The sequence below is a fragment of the Gelidibacter pelagius genome (assembly GCF_017581925.1).
GTDB lineage: Bacteria > Bacteroidota > Bacteroidia > Flavobacteriales > Flavobacteriaceae > Gelidibacter > Gelidibacter pelagius.
Genome location: NZ_JAGEVG010000004.1, coordinates 151555 through 169006, shown reverse-complemented (window position 1 = coordinate 169006; position 17452 = coordinate 151555). Strand labels below are relative to the sequence as shown.

The window sequence follows — 17452 nt, the reverse complement described above, 5'->3', positions numbered from 1 at the left end:
GTTTACCTGAGCGTCATTCGTTATCTGTCTTTTCGGATATCACCCCAAATAGCGAACTTCCAAATATCAACAAAATAATACCATAATGCATTAAGTAGCTCACAAAATGGCCCATGACCGCACCTTTAACGCCAAAAATATCAATCAAATAAACACTCGACAAATACATGATGACCACCAAAAAGATTTCGATAATGATAAAATGCGTAAACATTTTTTTAGCGATAAATTGATAGGCAATTACTATAGAAAGCACCTTTACAAAATCTCCCAAAAGTTGCCATAAAAATAAATCTTCAGTAGGTTTAAAGGCCTCAGAAAACATAAGGGGCACCAATAAAGATCGCAACAAATAAATGACGATCAGTCCTATTCCAAAGATGGGCATGGCGGTTTTATAAAAACTGAAGACTTCCTTCCTAAACTCCTCCTTGCTCTCAATCTCACTAAATCGCGGTAAGAAGTACAAAGTCAACAACGAATTGATAAACATCAAATAATAATCTGAAATACGCTGCATGGCTTCCCAATGTCCTGCTTCTTTTATACCAATCTCATCAATTATATAATTTCTGATCACAATAGACACCACTGGGATGGCAATAGCAGTCACCAAAGCCATCGTTGCAAAGGGCGCAAATTTCTTTAATACGCCAATACTGACATTTGATATTTTTACCGAAGCTACCAAACTGCGCTGGTTTAAAAAGCCAATAAAAGTAATAAAGAAAATAAGTGAAGGCGCGATAACCGCCGCTATCATGGCGCCATCAATATTGTATTGATATATTAAAAGCAAGGTGATGGATAGGCCTAAAACCTGACCAATAATATTGATGATCAGTAAAATCTTATACTTTGAAAAACCATTAATTATCGCAAAACTGAACATGTTCAACGCATAGAACGGTAATGCCAGCGCCATGATCTTAATGACATAAGCATAATTATAATGGGCAGCAAACAAGAAATTATTAATGGATTCTGCATTATAATAACTTAAAAATGCAATCAACAGCGTTGACAAAAACCCCAAATAATACGCTGTAGATAGGGTTTGACTTAGTTTAAAAACGTCATTTTTAACCTCCGCAATGGATTTGACCAAACCATTGTAAAACCCCAAAATTGAAAAAGTCTGGATTGCACCGAGGAAATTCCGGAGATTTCCGATAAGTGCCATGCCTTCCACCCCAATAAACACGGCTATGGCCTTTGAGGTCAAAATTCCAGCAATAATCTTAGTGATTATGGTTACGGTATTGAGATTGGCCACCTTGAACAGCACATGCTCATTGATATAGTTATTGAACTTCCCCACTTAATACGCGTTTAGAGCGTTAATAACTGTGAAAATTTCATCCGCTGCCATAACTGGACTCATTGGAATACTGACGACAGTTTTATGGATCTCTTCCGTAATAGGATATTTATTTTCGTTTAACATTGACAAGGCCTTTTGTTGGTGGGGTGGAACTGGATAATGGATCAAATACTCTACACCTTTTGACTGTAAATAAGTTTCAAAACCTGAGCGATCAATTACTCGTATTACAAAAACATGAAACACGTGATCATCCTCTCCACTATAGAACGGCAAGGTCAACTTTTTATTTTTAATCTCATGAAGATAGCGTTTTGCCATCGTTCGGCGCATATCATTGTCCTTATCAAGCTGTTTTAATTTGATATTCAAGAATGCCGCTTGAAGTTCATCCAATCGACTGTTGACACCTATAATCTCATTGACATACTTCTTTGAACTGCCATAATTACGCATCAGTTTTACGGTTTCCGCTAAATCCCTGTCATTGGTGGTCACCGCTCCGGCATCACCCAAAGCACCTAAGTTTTTAGTCGGATAAAAACTAAATGCAGCTGCATCACCCAAGTTTCCAGCTTTCTTAAACCTTGAACTTTGAACTTCAAACTTTGAACTTTCTACCGCTCCGTGTGCCTGTGCCGCATCTTCTATTACCAGCAATCCCTTAGACTTTGCAATGGTATTTATCGCGTGCATATCAGCCAACTGACCATAGAGATGTACCACCAATATAGCTTTTGTGTTTGGGTTAAGATGTTTTATTGTTTCTTCAGCAGAAAGATTATAGGTCTCAAGATCAGGCTCTACCAAAACTGGTTTTAAACCTGCATTGATAATAGAAAGGATTGAGGCAATATATGTATTCGCTGGGACGATAACTTCATCATTAATTTCCAGCTTTCCCAAATGGATATAACTTTTAAAAATCAATGTTAAAGCATCCAGTCCGTTGGCCGTACCAATACAGTATTTAGTGCCACAATATGCTGCAAAATCCATTTCAAAACGTTCCACTTCACTTCCTAAAATATAATGTCCTGAATTTAAAAAACTCTTAAACCGCTCTTGAAAATCCGTTTCAAAACGCGCATTGATTTTATGGAGATCTAAAAACTTTATCATTTGAGAACCGTTTTCAATGCTTTATAGTTTTTGGGGTCAATTCTATAAAAATCCTGCGTTATGGTTCTGGCACCAAATCCTTCTTTCCAGAATTGCAGTCCCTCATTAATGTTTTTTCCGTTATTTTCATTAGACGTGCCAAAATCAAAATAACGCTTCTTGACATAAACGGTATTGATCAAATAATCGTGCAAGCCATCCAAACTCCCTAAGGTATTTTTATCTTCATTGCCAGAAATATATTGGCAATGTGCCACATTTTTAGTTTCAAATATTGTGGCACCAGCAACAATCTGACCTTCATGATACACGTTGAATTGCTTAATATTTTTAGGAAACCTCTGCTTTAGATATAAAATATCTTCCAAAGAATGTACTGGATTTGCGTTGTGTTTTTTAGTCAAATTAGGAATTAGAATCGCATTCCAGAACGTTTCAAAATCATCATTATTTTCAATCCTTAGCTCATTTTTCTGAGCACGTTTGATACCCTCAAGTCTGCTGTTCGAAAAGTTTAGCTGGTTGTGGTTATCAATAACTGAAAGTGTATCCCTTCGTATTAATTCGGCATTGAGAATAAAATTCAAATATGGAATTTCCTCTGAAGGAAGGTGATGATAAATGGAAGGGATTTCCTTTATATGAAGTGATGTGATATTTTGTTCATGCAGAAATTTTAAAAGCATTTCAAAGCTCTGCAGAACATTTTCAAACCTAATGTTTTTTGGCAATACCAATCCGCCATAAGTCAAGCCCTGATGTGAATAAACTTCATCTCCTACTCTATTGGCAGGTAATAAAGCGACCAATTTCTCCTTCTTATAAACCATCAAGGAAAAGTCTTCAAAACGATCCTGGTGATACTCCATAAAATCACGATGGAACAAGAATGTCGCATTTTTGGAATTGGACACAAAAGCATTCCAAACCGACTTGAATTTTGGTTGATATTGTTCAATTGAATACGCTTTCAACAGACGAAGTGGATTATAAAGTTCTATGATTGAAATTGGCATCCAAAATACAATATTTTTATAGAAGGCATCTCGTTTGGCTCTAATTATTCTCACCACTCTACAGAGGTTACTATGCGGAATTCATCGGCAGAAACCAAGAATCTCGAGGTATTAAAATCCACTGTTGGGAATAAAAAAAGGAACTCCATATGGAATTCCTTTTTTATTACGTTTCAAATTAATTTTATTAGATCGACTTATTTCTTTTACGCTCAACTTCCGTCAATAAAATTTTACGCAAACGAATATGGTTCGGAGTGACCTCGACGTATTCATCTTTTTGGATGTATTCCAAAGCTTCTTCCAACGAAAATTTAATCGCTGGAACAATGCGCGCTTTGTCATCTGCACCTGACGAACGAACGTTACTCATTTTCTTGGTTTTAGTGACGTTAACCGACATGTCATCGCCACGTGAATTTTCACCAATCACTTGACCTTCGTAAATATCTTCTCCCGGATCGATGAAAAACTTTCCTCTATCCTGTAATTTGTCAATAGAATACGGAATGGCTTGACCTTTCTCCATGGAAACCAAAGAGCCATTTTGACGTTCTGGAATCCCACCTTTTAGCGGTTGGTATTCAGTAAAACGGTGGGTCATAATCGCTTCACCAGCCGTAGCAGTCAACAATTGGTTACGCAACCCTATAATACCACGAGAAGGAATTAGGAACTTACATACCATACGATCGCCCTTAGCTTCCATACTTAACATTTCACCCTTACGCATGGTCACCATTTCTATGGCTTTACCAGAAACTGATTCTGGTAAATCAATAGTCATTTCTTCAACTGGCTCACATTTAACGCCATCAATTTCCTTAATGATTACTTGAGGCTGACCAATTTGAAGCTCATAGCCTTCGCGACGCATGGTTTCAATTAATACAGACAAATGCAGAACGCCACGACCAAATACCATAAATTTATCAGCACTGTCCGTTTCACTAACACGTAATGCCAAGTTTTTCTCGAGTTCTTTTGTCAAACGGTCTTTGATATGTCTGGAGGTTACATACTTTCCATCCTTACCAAAAAACGGCGAATCGTTAATGGTGAACAACATACTCATCGTTGGTTCATCAATAGCAATAGATTCCAATCCTTCTGGATTCTCATAGTCGGCAATGGTGTCGCCAATATCAAATCCGTCAAGTCCTACCAAAGCACAAATATCTCCAGCCTGGACCTCTTCAACTTTTCTACGGCCTACACCTTCGAACACATGAAGTTCCTTAATTTTGGATTTCACGATTTTACCATCGCGTTTAACCAAAGAAATGTTCATTCCTGTTTTTAAAACACCACGTTGTAAACGTCCGATAGCAATTCTACCGGTAAATGATGAATAGTCTAAAGAAGTGATCAACATTTGAGTAGTTCCCTCTTCAACTTCCATTGACGGAACATGTTCTATTACCATGTCCAATAAAGGTTCCAAGGAATCGGTTGGTTTTTTCCAATCGGTACTCATCCAATTATTTTTGGCAGATCCATAAACCACCGGAAAGTCCAATTGCCATTCTTCAGCGCCCAATTCAAACATCAGATCAAAAACAGCCTCATGCACCTCATCTGGGGTACAGTTCTCCTTATCAACCTTGTTGACCACAACGCAAGGTTTCAAACCTAAATCAAGTGCTTTTTGAAGCACAAATCGAGTTTGTGGCATAGGCCCCTCAAAGGCATCGACCAAAAGCAAAACGCCATCAGCCATGTTTAATACACGCTCCACTTCACCGCCAAAATCCGCGTGACCTGGTGTGTCAATAACATTAATTTTAGTATCCTTGTAAGTTACAGCAATGTTTTTAGAGGTAATTGTAATACCTCTTTCACGCTCCAAGTCGTTATTGTCAAGGAATAAGTCACCCGTATTTTCGTTTTCACGAAACGTGTGACAGTAGTACATAATTTTATCAACCAAGGTAGTTTTGCCGTGGTCAACGTGTGCAATAATTGCAATATTTTTTATCTTCGCCATATATATGGTGCTTTTTTTCAGCGTGCAAATGTACGCTATTTATTTTTTACAAGCTTTCTCACAGCTTCTATATTTTATGATTTATTCTTTAAGCGTTTATAATAACAATAATTAATCACTTATACAAGCTATTGAAGCCCACGAAATTAGTGGGATAATCCAAGAGCTTCCCGAATTTCAGACAGTTAATAAAATGTTATTGTTGAAAATAATTATACTTTCAATTTGTATCTTTCGTTTAAGAATTGATTAATAGTAAAAGGCCATTCCCACCAACTTAATGAATTCATTGGCAATTTACATCTGACAGTTTAGTAATTATAACATCTGTATATTGAAAACAAAATAACTATTGTTTTTTTTGAGAGGTGCAGTGATTAAAAAATTCAAAATTTACAGATGAAAGCACTTAGAACATACTCAAAATATATTCCCTACTTCTATTTCATTGCAGTAATCATCTATTGGTTTACTGACGTTAACAGAAGCGAAGGTCTTACAGCCTATCCTATATTGTTGTTTGGAATTCCTTTTTTATGGCAATTGATTAAGCCAAATGAAAAACTCAATTTTTCTTTGGGAATCACATTCGTTTGCCTCTCATCTTATATGATACTGGCTTATTTATTTGATCACCTAAACATCGTGAGCATTTCTTATGAAACCAAACGCTTTCTAATTATGGGAGGGTTTTTCGTTATTGGCAATTTTGTAATGGCACTCTGGATGATTCGCAATAGCATCAAGAAGGTGTTTTAGGCAAATAGATATTAGATTGCTTCGCTGCTTGGTTTTATCGGGCTGAGAAGAAGGTTAGATTGGATTCAATCGTATTTCGATTTTTGGATGTCGTCTTATAGAACAAGCTTAGTATCCTTAAAAGTTTTAAATATTTGTTTTAAAGAAACCTCTCATCGCTGACGAATTGAATCTTCGAGTTCCTTTAGAGAAATAGCGTCAATACCATCATTGAAATTCCATATTCAACAAGCATAACTTCGTGCATAATTTTCCGTAACTTTGCATTCTTAAATTAATAAGCAAATGACTCTTAACGACGTTCCAAAATTAAAATATACAACTGCCAATAATTTCTTTTTATTATGTGGACCATGTGCCATTGAAGGCGAAGAGATGGCGCTTCGCATTGCTGAAAAAGTCGTATCAATCACTGACAAGTTGCATATTCCTTATGTTTTCAAAGGGAGTTTCAAAAAAGCGAACCGCAGTAGAATTGATAGTTTTACAGGAATCGGCGATGAGAAAGCTCTTAAAATACTACGTAAGGTTTCTGAAACCTTTGACATTCCAACAGTCACCGATATTCACGAAGTTTCTGATGCAGCCATGGCAGCCCAATATGTAGATGTTTTGCAGATTCCGGCCTTTTTGGTGAGACAAACCGATTTGGTTGTTGCAGCGGCAGAAACCGGAAAAGTGGTCAACCTCAAAAAGGGACAGTTTATGAGCCCGGAAGCCATGAAGCATGCGGTTCAAAAAGTGAAGGACGCAGGCAACCAGAAAGTATGGATTACCGACAGAGGCACGATGTTCGGCTATCAGGATATGATTGTTGATTTTAGGGGTATTCCTACTATGCGTGAGTATGCGCCAACTGTATTGGACGTCACCCACTCTTTACAACAACCCAACCAGAGCATAGGTATTACCGGCGGTAGGCCAGATATGATTGAAACTATAGCCAGAGCTGGTGTTGTTAATCATGTTGATGGTTTGTTTATTGAAACACATTTTGATCCTGCCAATGCCAAAAGTGATGGTGCCAACATGCTTCACTTGGACAATTTGGAAAAACTACTCACTAATTTGGTGGCGATTAGAAAAACAATCAATACTTTATAATCCATTTTTAAATGTTTAAAAAAATTCACGCACCAATTATTGGTGCACTACTTTTTTTGCTCACACTCAACAGTTATTCACAAGATATCACAGAACCAATAAGATACACAGCGACCAACAAAGGTAAGTTTTTTGTGAGTTGGGGTGGCAACAGGGCAGCATTTTCAAAATCTGATATCACATTTAAAGGAGAGGATTACGAGTTTACCATTAAAGACGCGACTGCAAAGGATAAACCTAAAGGTTGGCATATTGATTATGTAAACCCTGCACGTATTACCATCCCTCAGACCAACTTTAAACTTGGTTATTTCTTTTCAGAAAAATATTCATTAGCACTTGGTATGGACCACATGAAGTATGTCATGACGAGAAACAAGAACAGAGTGGTTGACGGCTATATTAATTTACCATCAGATGATGTAGGATCTGTTTTTAATGGTGTTTATGACCAACAGAACTTTTTGGTTTCAGAAGAATTTTTGCAATTTGAACATACTGATGGATTAAATTTTGTGTATCTTGAATTGGCACGACGTGATGATATTTCTTCACTATTCAACATTCAGAATACCGATAAATTTCAGATAAACATCACAGAAGGAATTGGCGCAGGGATTCTTTATCCAAAAACCAACACGACGCTTTTTGATAGAGATCGCTATGACGAGTTTCATATTTCAGGCTATGGCCTTTCAGTTGGGGCAGGCTTGAACTTTACCTTCTTCAAACACTTTTTTATACAAGGTGATCTGAAAGGTGGTTATATCAATATGGGCAATATTAGAACAACCCGCAACCCAAGCGAAGGCGCTTCACAACATTTTTTCTTTGCCCAGAGTGTTTTTAACTTAGGTGGTATATTTAGAATTTAGTATGATTGAAATTAGAGAAGCAACTTTAGAAGACATTCCTTTTATCACTACAATTTTTAGGGATACGATCACGCATGTCAATGTAAAGGATTATTCTGAAAAGCAAATTCGTATCTGGGCATCAGGGGCTTTGGACGTTGATAAATGGGAAGACCGTATTGCGAATTCCTATTTTATTGTCGCCGAATTAAAAGATACTATCGTGGGTTTTGCATACCTCAGCAAAGGCAACGATTTTGATGGTCTCTTTGTGCATAAAGATTATTTACGAAGAGGTTTTGGCATTAAATTGATGCGTATTATAGAATCTCAAGCGCTGGCTAAGGGCTACGAGGTTATCAAAGCTGATGTAAGTATCACGGCTCTACCTTTTTTTGAAGACCAATATTACATCGTTGAAAAGAAACAGAAGAAGAACTATAAAGGTCTGGCATTTGAAATCTTTAAGGTGTATAAGGAATTGTAAAAAACGCTTGTTTCTTGTTTCTTGTTTCTCGTTTCTCGTTTCTCGTTTCTCGTTTCTCGTTTCTCGTTTCTCGTTTCTCGTTTCTAAGATAAAAATAATTAATTCGCATTAGCCTATTTCAACGCAAATAGCAATGGTTTTTCGATAAGGTCGCAAGGTGATTTTTAATCTCATAGCTGCTTTTGATTAGCAAAAAATTTGACCGATGAATGTATTTCTAAATTTTTGTAAATCGACTGTTCTGGCCACACTCATTTTTTGGATGATCACCAGTCCTAAAAGTTTTGAGGTAAAGATGCTGCTCTTTGTTCTCCTTTCAATGATCCCTGTATTTGTAGGTTGTGTCGTTACCATCGCTTTAACCATATATCCATTTTTTAGCTTGTTTGAAACAAAAGCTTTCGACAAAAAAGCGGTCTTTAATACCTTTTTCCCGTTTTACGCTATAGTTGCATTCAGTCTATGCGTTTACGGCATTTTTTTAAGTAATTTCGAATTTTATATGATCGCATTCTTTACGTCTGCCTTCATGACCACCTTCATGGGTCTGGTTCTCAAAAGAACCCATGTGATGAAAACATGTCAATAATCTCCAATTTATAAACTATTTCATATTTTTCAATAATTTTTGTTAAAAGTGGCCGTTGATCATTTTCTAGAAGCTATCTTTTCATCAAAACAATTAAGGGGCATCGTTATGCCTGATATTTGAACTTATACTATGAAATATTTCAAAACACTTCTTGTTCATTCCAGCCTATGAAATTTCTAAAATTCATATTGCTTATCGTAGTCCTTGGAGTCGTTGCATTGGTATCAACCAACTATTGGGTGATTTATAAGGCAAAAGAGGATGTATATTCAAAAATCAATGATCTTCCAAAAAACAAAGTGGGTTTACTTCTTGGCACTAGTAAATATATGGCCAAAGGAGGCATCAACCTCTATTACGCCTATCGTATTGATGCTGCCGTAGCCCTATTTAAAGCTGGTAAAATTGACTATATTCTTGTGAGCGGTGATAATGGAAGTGAATACTATGACGAACCCACAACATTTAAAGACGACCTCATCAAAAGAGGGATTCCAGAAGACAGAATTGTTTTAGATTTTGCGGGATTTAGAACTTTGGATTCTGTGGTGAGAGCTAAGGAAGTTTTCGGACAAGACGCTTTTACCATAATCTCCCAGAAATTCCATAATGAACGAGCCATCTATTTAGCGAAAAACTTTAAGATTGACGCCATTGCCTTTAATGCCAAAGATGTCGGTAATCTTTACGGACTAAGAACAAGAGGAAGAGAATATTTGGCAAGAGTAAAAGCTTCTATTGATGTGTTATTTAATGTCCAACCGAAGTTTTTAGGTGAAAAAATACAGATAGAATAACTATGAATATCACATTTAACAGCATTTACTTTCTATGGTTTTTGCTGCTATTGGCAACGGAAATCGCAATCGCCCTATTTTTGAAAACCGGTTTTATTCGACATACGTTCGGCGATTTTTTAGTGGTCATTCTTATATATTGCTTTATTAAAAGTTTTTGGAACACCAAACCTCTCACTGCAGGTATCTTCGTACTGCTCATTGCTTATGCCATCGAGTTCTTACAGCTTTCTAATTTTCTGGAACATCTTAATCTGAGCAACAGTACCGCAGCAACGCTCATTTTTGGCAACACTTTTCAATTTGGTGATTTACTCGCATATACTCTCGGAATTTCAACCATTCTTTTCATCGAACACAAATTCAATTCACATGGAACATATAAAAGTTCTACTCAATAATCAGTTCAAAATAATAACTGGGTTCAGGTCTTTATGGCTTTTAGCATTTAAGTATATTCGTTTTTCAAAGCCATTCCTAATATCATATGGTATTCCAGTCCACATCTGACGGCATGGATATTCTCTTTGACTTTCAGCATTTTCCTAAGCGTAGGCTATTGGATCTTACAAGGGCACAACGTATTAAGACCAAAGATCGACACCTTCCATAATTAAAACTAAACTCAACTTTAGGAGGAAATCAAGGTTGTTATATCTTTTTAAAAACGCAAGATCCAATTGAACATCATTCTATAAAATTTTATCTTTCACTGATTATTCTCTATTTTTATTGTCCTATAAACTCAAAAACATCACATGAAAAAAATCACACTGTATTCATTGCTAATGCTTTTGGCACTATTCTCCTGTAAGAAGGAATCAGAAAAAATAGCCCAACCACTGACTATGGGTCAATTGACCCTCTCCAATGGACAGCCTATGCCGGGAGACGATTTAGACATTATTTATGATAGCGATAGAGAAGTCGAGGCCTTTTACTTATACCTGGTAGGCGACAAAAATTATCCCGTTGACATCGACTTCTCAGAAATAGATGGCGAACAGCATGCGTCCATAAAAGTCCCGGATTCTGCAGTAGCGATGGCATTTCTTATTAAGGTAGACGACCAGTTTGACCATAATGATAAAAAAGGGTATTTCCTGCCGCTTTACAATGAGAATAGCGAGAAAATGAAAGGAGGTAATTCTGCTATTGCTTTTTATGCTCTAAGACAAGGAAGTGATTATGGTATTAAAATGGATACAAAAGCCGCCTTTGAGACTATCCATGCTGAAGTGAGCGCCCATCCTGAACTTCAGTCGGACTGGAACAGTTCATACTTGCAAATGGCTTATAGAAATGATAAAGTAGAAGGTAAGAAACTTATTGATGCCTACGCCGAAACCTTTAAATCACGGTCCGATATACCTGAAAAAGAATACTCAGCATTAATGGAAACTTATTCTTTGACTGGCGATAGATCCAAATTTGATTCGATAAAAAAAGTAGCACTGGAGAAATTTCCAAAAGGCAACACCGCCAATTATGAACTGGTAGATCAATTCCAACAAGAACGTGATTTAAATAAAAAAGCTGAGATTTTTAAGACTTTTGCCGATGCCAATCCCAAATTGGGATCGATTGGGAATTATATGGCGGGTGCCTTAGCCGGGACCTATTATCAACAAAAAGACATGGTCAATTTTGAAAAATATATTTCCCAGATCGATGATAACAGTCGCAGAGCATCAACCATGAACAATTTGGCTTGGCCATTGGCCGAAAGTGGAGAAAGTCTGGATCAGGCAGAAAAAATGTCAAAAACATCACTCGATTTGATCACTTCCCTACAAAAAAATCAAGAAGACAAACCTGATTACTTCAGTAAAAAACAATATCAAAGATATTTGGAATCCCAATATCGCATGTATGCGGATACCTATGCATTGATATTATTCAAACAAGGCAAAACGAAAGAAGCCATTGCTTACCAAGAAAAAGCCATAGATGCAAAGGCTAGCGACGCTGATGTTAACCAACGCTATATTGACTACTTGATGGCAGACAATCAATATGAAAAGGTAAAAGAAAAAGCCGAACACTTTATGAAGTTGGGCCATGCCACTAAAGACATAAAAGAGGCCTATAAAACGGCTTATCTGAAAAAGGATCCGTCTGCTACAGATGTGGATGCGAAAATAGCCGCTTTTGATGAAGAAGCTTACAAGACACAGGTTGCAGAAATCAAAAAAACAATGCTTGATGAAGAAGCACCAAGTTTCAGCTTAAAGGACATGGATGGAAAAGAGGTCTCATTGGAAGCCTTGAAAGGAAAAACAGTGATCTTAGACTTCTGGGCAACTTGGTGTGGACCATGTATCGCATCATTTCCCGGTATGCAGGAGGTCGTGACAAAATATAAGGACGATGATTCTGTGGCGCTCTTATTTATAGACACTTTTGAAAGAGGTCCAACCCGGGAAAAAATGGTTGAAGATTTTATCAAAAGCAACAAGTACACGTTTCATGTGGTTTATGACCCAATAATTGAAGGCAGCAATGACTTTGAAGTGGCTTCAAAATATGACATTACCGGAATTCCTACCAAAGTGATCATTGGACCTGATGGGCGAATGAAATTCAAATCGGTGGGCTACAGCGGTTCTATCGAAAGATTGGTTACGGAAATGGATATTATGATTGACATTTTAAAATCTTGATCGTCAGATTCGATCCATAAATAAAAGCCTAAAATTCAATTTTTTAGGCTTTTTTATTTGTATTAATCTAAGAATTGAAAACTGCCAATAGGCAACTGGTACCTGAGGACTGGAGACTGCCAACTGAAGACTACCTATTTCCCATCCACATATTCCTGTAGATATTCATACCGTTTTGTGAGTTGCCCATTTTGGGACATTCTGGCGCGCTTAAGAATGCCGCGTTCATCATTATTGAAAAACGCAGGAATAACATGCTCCAAAAACATCTCACCAAAACCTTCACTGGCATCTTTTGGAAGTTCACAAGGCAAGTTGTCCACCGCCATAACAGTGATGGCATCTTCAGCATCAAAAACCACTTCTTTTTCCGATTGGGCATCATAGCCATAAAAAGGATTGGCAATGGTTGAAGCCCTCAAGGTTGATGCTACAGGTCCATCAATATCACAACTGATATCCGCTATGAGGCTAATATTAAAATCTGGCGACTTTGCATCCTTTCGAGTAAATAAATATGGCGCATTGTTGCCATAAAAATGCCCGGCAATAAATAAGTCGGTCTGCTTGGCATAAGGCATGAAATTGCTTTCATACCCTGATGGGTCTTTATAAAATTGTTGTTTAGAGCCTACTCTTCCGTCTTTACGTTTGTTATAATCCATAACATCGATCATACAGTATACTGGTTCTGTAAACTTTGAGGTCAGATAGAGCGCATCGCTTATCTCTTTTATCTGTAAGTGATCTATAATTTCTTTGGCGCCATAAGCCACTTTGCCTGTCCCGGAAAGCAATATCTTAATCGGTGGAATAGTTATTTTATCCAATTCCCTCTTCACAGCATTCAGATCATCTAGAGTTTCAACTTTTGGCAAATTGAACAATCCATCTCTTAACCCCAAGGCTCTGAATCCATTGTAGGCTCCGACCAATCCAGCGTACCTTCCAAAGCCGATCAAGCGGGTGCCACTTTGTTTGACGATGGTTTCGTGATCAAACAATTCGATGTTCTTTTCCAAAATCGTCTGGAGCAGGCTCCGATTATACGATTGCTTTTTGATGGTATGTGAAAAGAAAAAATATTTTTTATTCGGAATTAGAGCCTCCATCGGTACTTCTTTTACTCCCAGCATGACATCTGCATCTGAAACATCATCAGTAACTTCAAATCCCAAGGCTCTATATGCCGAATCTGGAAACACTCTAATATCACTCGACTCCACAATAAACTCTGCCTGTGGAAATTGCATTCGGGCCTTTACTAATTCGTCCGGTGAGAATACGACACGTCTGTCAGGCGGATTTTTACGTTCTTTGATAAGAGCAAATTTCATAGAAAAATGGAATTAGGCATTTCCACGATCCCGATAGTTATCGGCAGGGAAACTATTATTTTGTAACTCCACGAAAATAAGTCGATTTGAAAGCTTTCACAAGCATTCCCTAATTAAAATATTTATGAAATGTGACTAATTTTGTTGTATACTACACACTTGCGTAAATCCAATTATAATTCTATTAGTTTATAGATCAGTTATTCTTAATTTATTATCTAAGATCAAACCCATTCCATCCTATCACATAATCCAACAGAGCTTCAATGCTAATCAAAAAAAGATTTATTTATTTATTTTAAAGAAAGGCCGTTCATAAAAAGTTAGTCTAATTCCAAAAAGCAGAACGAATCCACCAATTACCATTTGTAATGAAATCTCCTCATCAAGCAACCACCACGCCAGAATTGAAGCCAATACCGCTTGTCCCAACAAACTCACGGACACTCTCGTGGCTCGCATGTGCTTTGTCGCAAAACTGATGAGCAGCCATGCCAAAAGCTGACATACCACGCCTTGGATAACCAACACCAACCACCCAGCATTTGAAAAGCCACCAAAAGGCTCTCCCAAAGCATAACTCAAGATCCCCAATGCCACGACGGAAGAAAGCAAACTAATGGTCATAAATGTCATGACTTCCAGTTCTCCTAAAATCCGTTTGCTGGTCAACATATAAATGGCATAGAGCATTCCCGATAGGATTCCGAAAATGAAGGCCAAATTAAAATCCAAGTTGAGAAAGAGTTCAAAGCCTACCAAGAGCACCATGCCTATAATTGCCACCACCGTACCCGTCCAAAAGTTCTGTTTTGGTTTATCTTTTAGAAATAGAAACGCACCTATTCCCACCCAAACTGGCGATAAATTAGTCAAGAGTGTTGCCTGCGTCGCGGTCGATTCCTGAATGGCAATATTCCAGACGCCAACATCCAAACCAAAAACGACCCCACAAATTACTGCGAGCCAAAAGGCTTTTCGCGACGTCACCTTAAACTGCTTAGTGATAATCACATAGGGCAAAAGAATAGCAGAGGCGATGGCCATTCTATAAAACGCAGAAATAAGTCCGGGTGTTAAATTCAACTTCACCAAAATTGGAAATATTGAAATACAAATAATACCAATCGCAAGCGCAACTCTTGGTTTTGTCATGGTTTTAAGCTTTAAGTTTAAAGTGTGCAAAAGTAGTCTTTAATGCCCATTACTTCATTATACTAAATTAGCTATTTTCAATACTATATTATCCTACAAATTCTCTAATTTTATAGTGTTTGAAGAAAATATTACCATTATATTAGATTGTCTTTCCAGTTTTCTAATACTTAAGGTCATTATGGCATGTTTCAAGATGAATAGTTGTGTTGGCATAATTTTTGAAATAAGTTGGACAGAGTTGCAAGGTTAAAAGAAACTTTTTGGTAACTTTGCAAGCTGCGTTAGCGATGGAGGCATTGTTGGAGCTCCTTGAAAAGAGCGACTGCCGAGAGCGCGACCTGAAAGGGAACATGCTTATGATTAGGCAAGCGCATAAATATTGAATATTATCTTTTTTATAAATAGATTCCTGCCTACGCAGGAATTATGGGGTCGACTGGTTTTGACAGCGAGATTTATTAGATGGTAAGCACGTCGTGTAATGAAATTGAAACACGTAAAAGACTATTTCAAACTTTTAAACGGCGAGAATAACTACGCTTTAGCTGCGTAATCCGAATTACAGTAGGATTTTGCTAATCCCTACTAGGTAGGGAAGCTAAATGTCTCTTGAAAGCCCTGGTCAGCGGCGGTCAGCTCAGAGACATCGTAAATGTTGACATAGGGAGCAAAGCGCTTTGATTTGCTCTTGAAACTAAAGAAGCTAAGTTGTAAGTAGGTTGTCTTTAACCAGCTTGCAATCGAAAAAACAAGAAAAGAATAAACGTGTAGAAAGCCCTTTGGTAACTTGTTTGGACGAGAGTTCGATTCTCTCCGACTCCACTTTTAAGCCCCGTAAGCCCAGTGTTTACGGGGCTTTTCATTTTGCGTTGACAAAATGGTTGACAATCTCGACAAACTATTATGTTTTGCTACTTGGTACGAATTTAGTAATTTTATGCTAATTAGCCCTAATTTAGCATGGATTACACATTCTTCTTATTACTACTTTTCATTCTAATTACTTTCTTTCATTCTGGATTGTTAGTTAAAAATGTTTGGGGATCAATTATTTCATTTAAATCTCCCGATAACAAAGAAGCCGAAATCAACATTTCTCCTGGTCACTCTAAAAGAAGAGATTTTATTAGAACCATTATTTCAATTCCCTTCTTGATCGCTCCAATATTATTATATAATCTATATGCCGAATTTAAATTTGACAATGTCTCGTCACATAATGTTGTCTTGATTATTTTTATAATTCTTGCAGGGTATTTTACTTACGTACATCATTACAAACTTTGGTCTGATAAATTCAAGGAAGATTTTAATCCAAGTAATCCTCTGGGAATACTATACGACAAGATTTCAAATAATAAGGATATCCTAAAAAAGGAAATTCAATCTACTAAAGAGGAATTAGTTAAAACCAGTGAAAACACTCATAAAATAGAAAAAGAGGTTGAAGATTTAAAAAAGAAAACAATTGTTAAACCTCGGGAGTCTCAAAAAAGACAACAAAGAATTGATAAAATTGAAGCTGGTTTTAAATTATTCATTTCAGAATTGGAATCCTTCCCAGATTATAATGCCAAAGAGAAAACTATAGATTACAAGAAATTTGAATTGACAGAATTACAGAGCTATCAAACTTTGGTCGAGTTTTTCAAAAGAAATTATGATGTTCCTCAAGACAAGACTTATTCAGCAATGTTTAGAATATTTAATTCACATTTCAACATAAAAGAAAGAGACTTACATTCAAATAACTGGCAGGACTTCAACATTAGGCTACTTCCAGACATTGAAAATAATTATTTATTTAATGATTTAAGTCTTATTAGAAATAAATCAACTCAACAGTTGAGTGATTCGAGTAAAAGGCATATCTAACTGGATAATATTGCTGTATTGAAACCTATTAAAACAATACACAATGAGATCTATTTACAATCCTTACGACGCTCTACTCGAGCAAATGTCAGAACTTAAGAAAATAGTTTTAGACATCAGAGACCTACCTAAAGAAGATTATACTACTAAATACTACACACGCAAAGAGGTAGCAGAAATTTGTCGCTGTTCCGTCCAAACTGTGGACAACTATATCAGTAGAGGTCAGATTAAAACAGAAAACTTCGGTGTTAAAGGTGTGCTTATACACCATTATCAGATCTTCAATAAAGACAACACTCTTAAAGAACTTAAGTATAAAAGAAAAGCATAAAGCTACCACCGCTTTATGCTTTTATAATTTTCACCAAACACAG

15 protein-coding genes and 1 other RNA gene are annotated in these 17452 nt (G+C 36.9%); 10 read left to right on the top strand and 6 right to left on the bottom strand.

Going from position 1 to position 17452, the window contains the following annotated elements; genetic code table 11:
• Nucleotides 1-13: 13 nt before the first annotated feature.
• The 4 genes from J4051_RS05105 to typA form a co-directional block, all read right to left on the bottom strand.
• Nucleotides 14-1321: an O-antigen translocase gene (locus tag J4051_RS05105; protein WP_208232777.1), complete on the bottom strand. Its 1308-nt coding sequence runs from the start codon at nucleotides 1319-1321 to the stop codon at nucleotides 14-16.
• Nucleotides 1322-2446 (bottom strand): DegT/DnrJ/EryC1/StrS family aminotransferase, encoded by a 1125-nt coding sequence (locus tag J4051_RS05100; RefSeq protein WP_208232776.1) that lies wholly within the window; start codon nucleotides 2444-2446, stop codon nucleotides 1322-1324.
• Nucleotides 2443-3462: a GNAT family N-acetyltransferase gene (locus J4051_RS05095; protein ID WP_236027232.1), complete on the bottom strand. Its 1020-nt coding sequence runs from the start codon at nucleotides 3460-3462 to the stop codon at nucleotides 2443-2445. The genes J4051_RS05100 and J4051_RS05095 overlap by 4 nt, the downstream gene beginning before the upstream one ends.
• Nucleotides 3463-3649: 187 nt before the next feature.
• Nucleotides 3650-5449 carry a translational GTPase TypA gene (gene typA / locus J4051_RS05090; RefSeq protein ID WP_208232775.1) on the bottom strand — a complete coding sequence of 600 codons (1800 nt, stop codon included), beginning with the start codon at nucleotides 5447-5449 and terminating at the stop codon, nucleotides 3650-3652.
• A 399-nt stretch (nucleotides 5450-5848) separates the two neighbouring features.
• Here typA and J4051_RS05085 point away from each other — a divergent pair, with 399 nt between their 5' ends.
• From J4051_RS05085 to J4051_RS05055, 7 genes are all read left to right on the top strand, one after another.
• Nucleotides 5849-6208 carry a hypothetical protein gene (locus tag J4051_RS05085; RefSeq protein WP_208232774.1) on the top strand — a complete coding sequence of 120 codons (360 nt, stop codon included), beginning with the start codon at nucleotides 5849-5851 and terminating at the stop codon, nucleotides 6206-6208.
• 285 nt (nucleotides 6209-6493) lie between these two features.
• Nucleotides 6494-7312, top strand: a complete 819-nt coding sequence (gene kdsA, locus J4051_RS05080; protein WP_208232773.1) for a 3-deoxy-8-phosphooctulonate synthase — start codon at nucleotides 6494-6496, stop codon at nucleotides 7310-7312.
• An 11-nt stretch (nucleotides 7313-7323) separates the two neighbouring features.
• Nucleotides 7324-8187, top strand: coding sequence for a hypothetical protein (locus tag J4051_RS05075; RefSeq protein ID WP_208232772.1), 864 nt, complete (start codon nucleotides 7324-7326; stop codon nucleotides 8185-8187).
• Nucleotide 8188: 1 nt separating this feature from the next.
• Entirely contained in the window at nucleotides 8189-8653 is a 465-nt protein-coding gene (locus J4051_RS05070) for a GNAT family N-acetyltransferase (protein ID WP_208232771.1), read from the top strand.
• A 759-nt stretch (nucleotides 8654-9412) separates the two neighbouring features.
• A complete protein-coding gene (locus J4051_RS05065) occupies nucleotides 9413-10042 on the top strand; it encodes a SanA/YdcF family protein (protein WP_208232770.1) in 630 nt (209 codons plus the stop codon).
• A 2-nt stretch (nucleotides 10043-10044) separates the two neighbouring features.
• A complete protein-coding gene (locus tag J4051_RS05060; RefSeq protein WP_208232769.1) occupies nucleotides 10045-10443 on the top strand; it encodes a ribosomal maturation YjgA family protein in 399 nt (132 codons plus the stop codon).
• 357 nt (nucleotides 10444-10800) lie between these two features.
• Nucleotides 10801-12705 carry a TlpA disulfide reductase family protein gene (locus tag J4051_RS05055; protein ID WP_208232768.1) on the top strand — a complete coding sequence of 635 codons (1905 nt, stop codon included), beginning with the start codon at nucleotides 10801-10803 and terminating at the stop codon, nucleotides 12703-12705.
• Nucleotides 12706-12839: 134 nt separating this feature from the next.
• Here the strand turns inward: J4051_RS05055 and J4051_RS05050 are convergent, their stop codons facing one another.
• Both J4051_RS05050 and J4051_RS05045 read right to left on the bottom strand, forming a co-directional pair.
• A complete protein-coding gene (locus J4051_RS05050) occupies nucleotides 12840-14042 on the bottom strand; it encodes an NAD(P)-dependent oxidoreductase (protein ID WP_208232767.1) in 1203 nt (400 codons plus the stop codon).
• Between the two features lie 285 nt (nucleotides 14043-14327).
• Nucleotides 14328-15197 (bottom strand): DMT family transporter, encoded by an 870-nt coding sequence (locus J4051_RS05045; protein ID WP_208232766.1) that lies wholly within the window; start codon nucleotides 15195-15197, stop codon nucleotides 14328-14330.
• Between the two features lie 431 nt (nucleotides 15198-15628).
• Between J4051_RS05045 and ssrA the strand changes: the two genes are divergently transcribed.
• The 3 genes from ssrA to J4051_RS05030 all read left to right on the top strand — a co-directional run bounded on the left by ssrA (nucleotide 15629) and on the right by J4051_RS05030 (nucleotide 17409).
• Nucleotides 15629-16025: a transfer-messenger RNA gene (gene ssrA / locus J4051_RS05040) on the top strand.
• Nucleotides 16026-16160: 135 nt separating this feature from the next.
• Complete coding sequence (locus J4051_RS05035; RefSeq protein WP_208232765.1) at nucleotides 16161-17075, top strand: hypothetical protein; 915 nt, start codon at nucleotides 16161-16163, stop codon at nucleotides 17073-17075.
• A 43-nt stretch (nucleotides 17076-17118) separates the two neighbouring features.
• Complete coding sequence (locus J4051_RS05030; RefSeq protein WP_208232764.1) at nucleotides 17119-17409, top strand: RNA polymerase sigma factor sigma-70 region 4 domain-containing protein; 291 nt, start codon at nucleotides 17119-17121, stop codon at nucleotides 17407-17409.
• Nucleotides 17410-17452 lie beyond the last annotated feature (43 nt).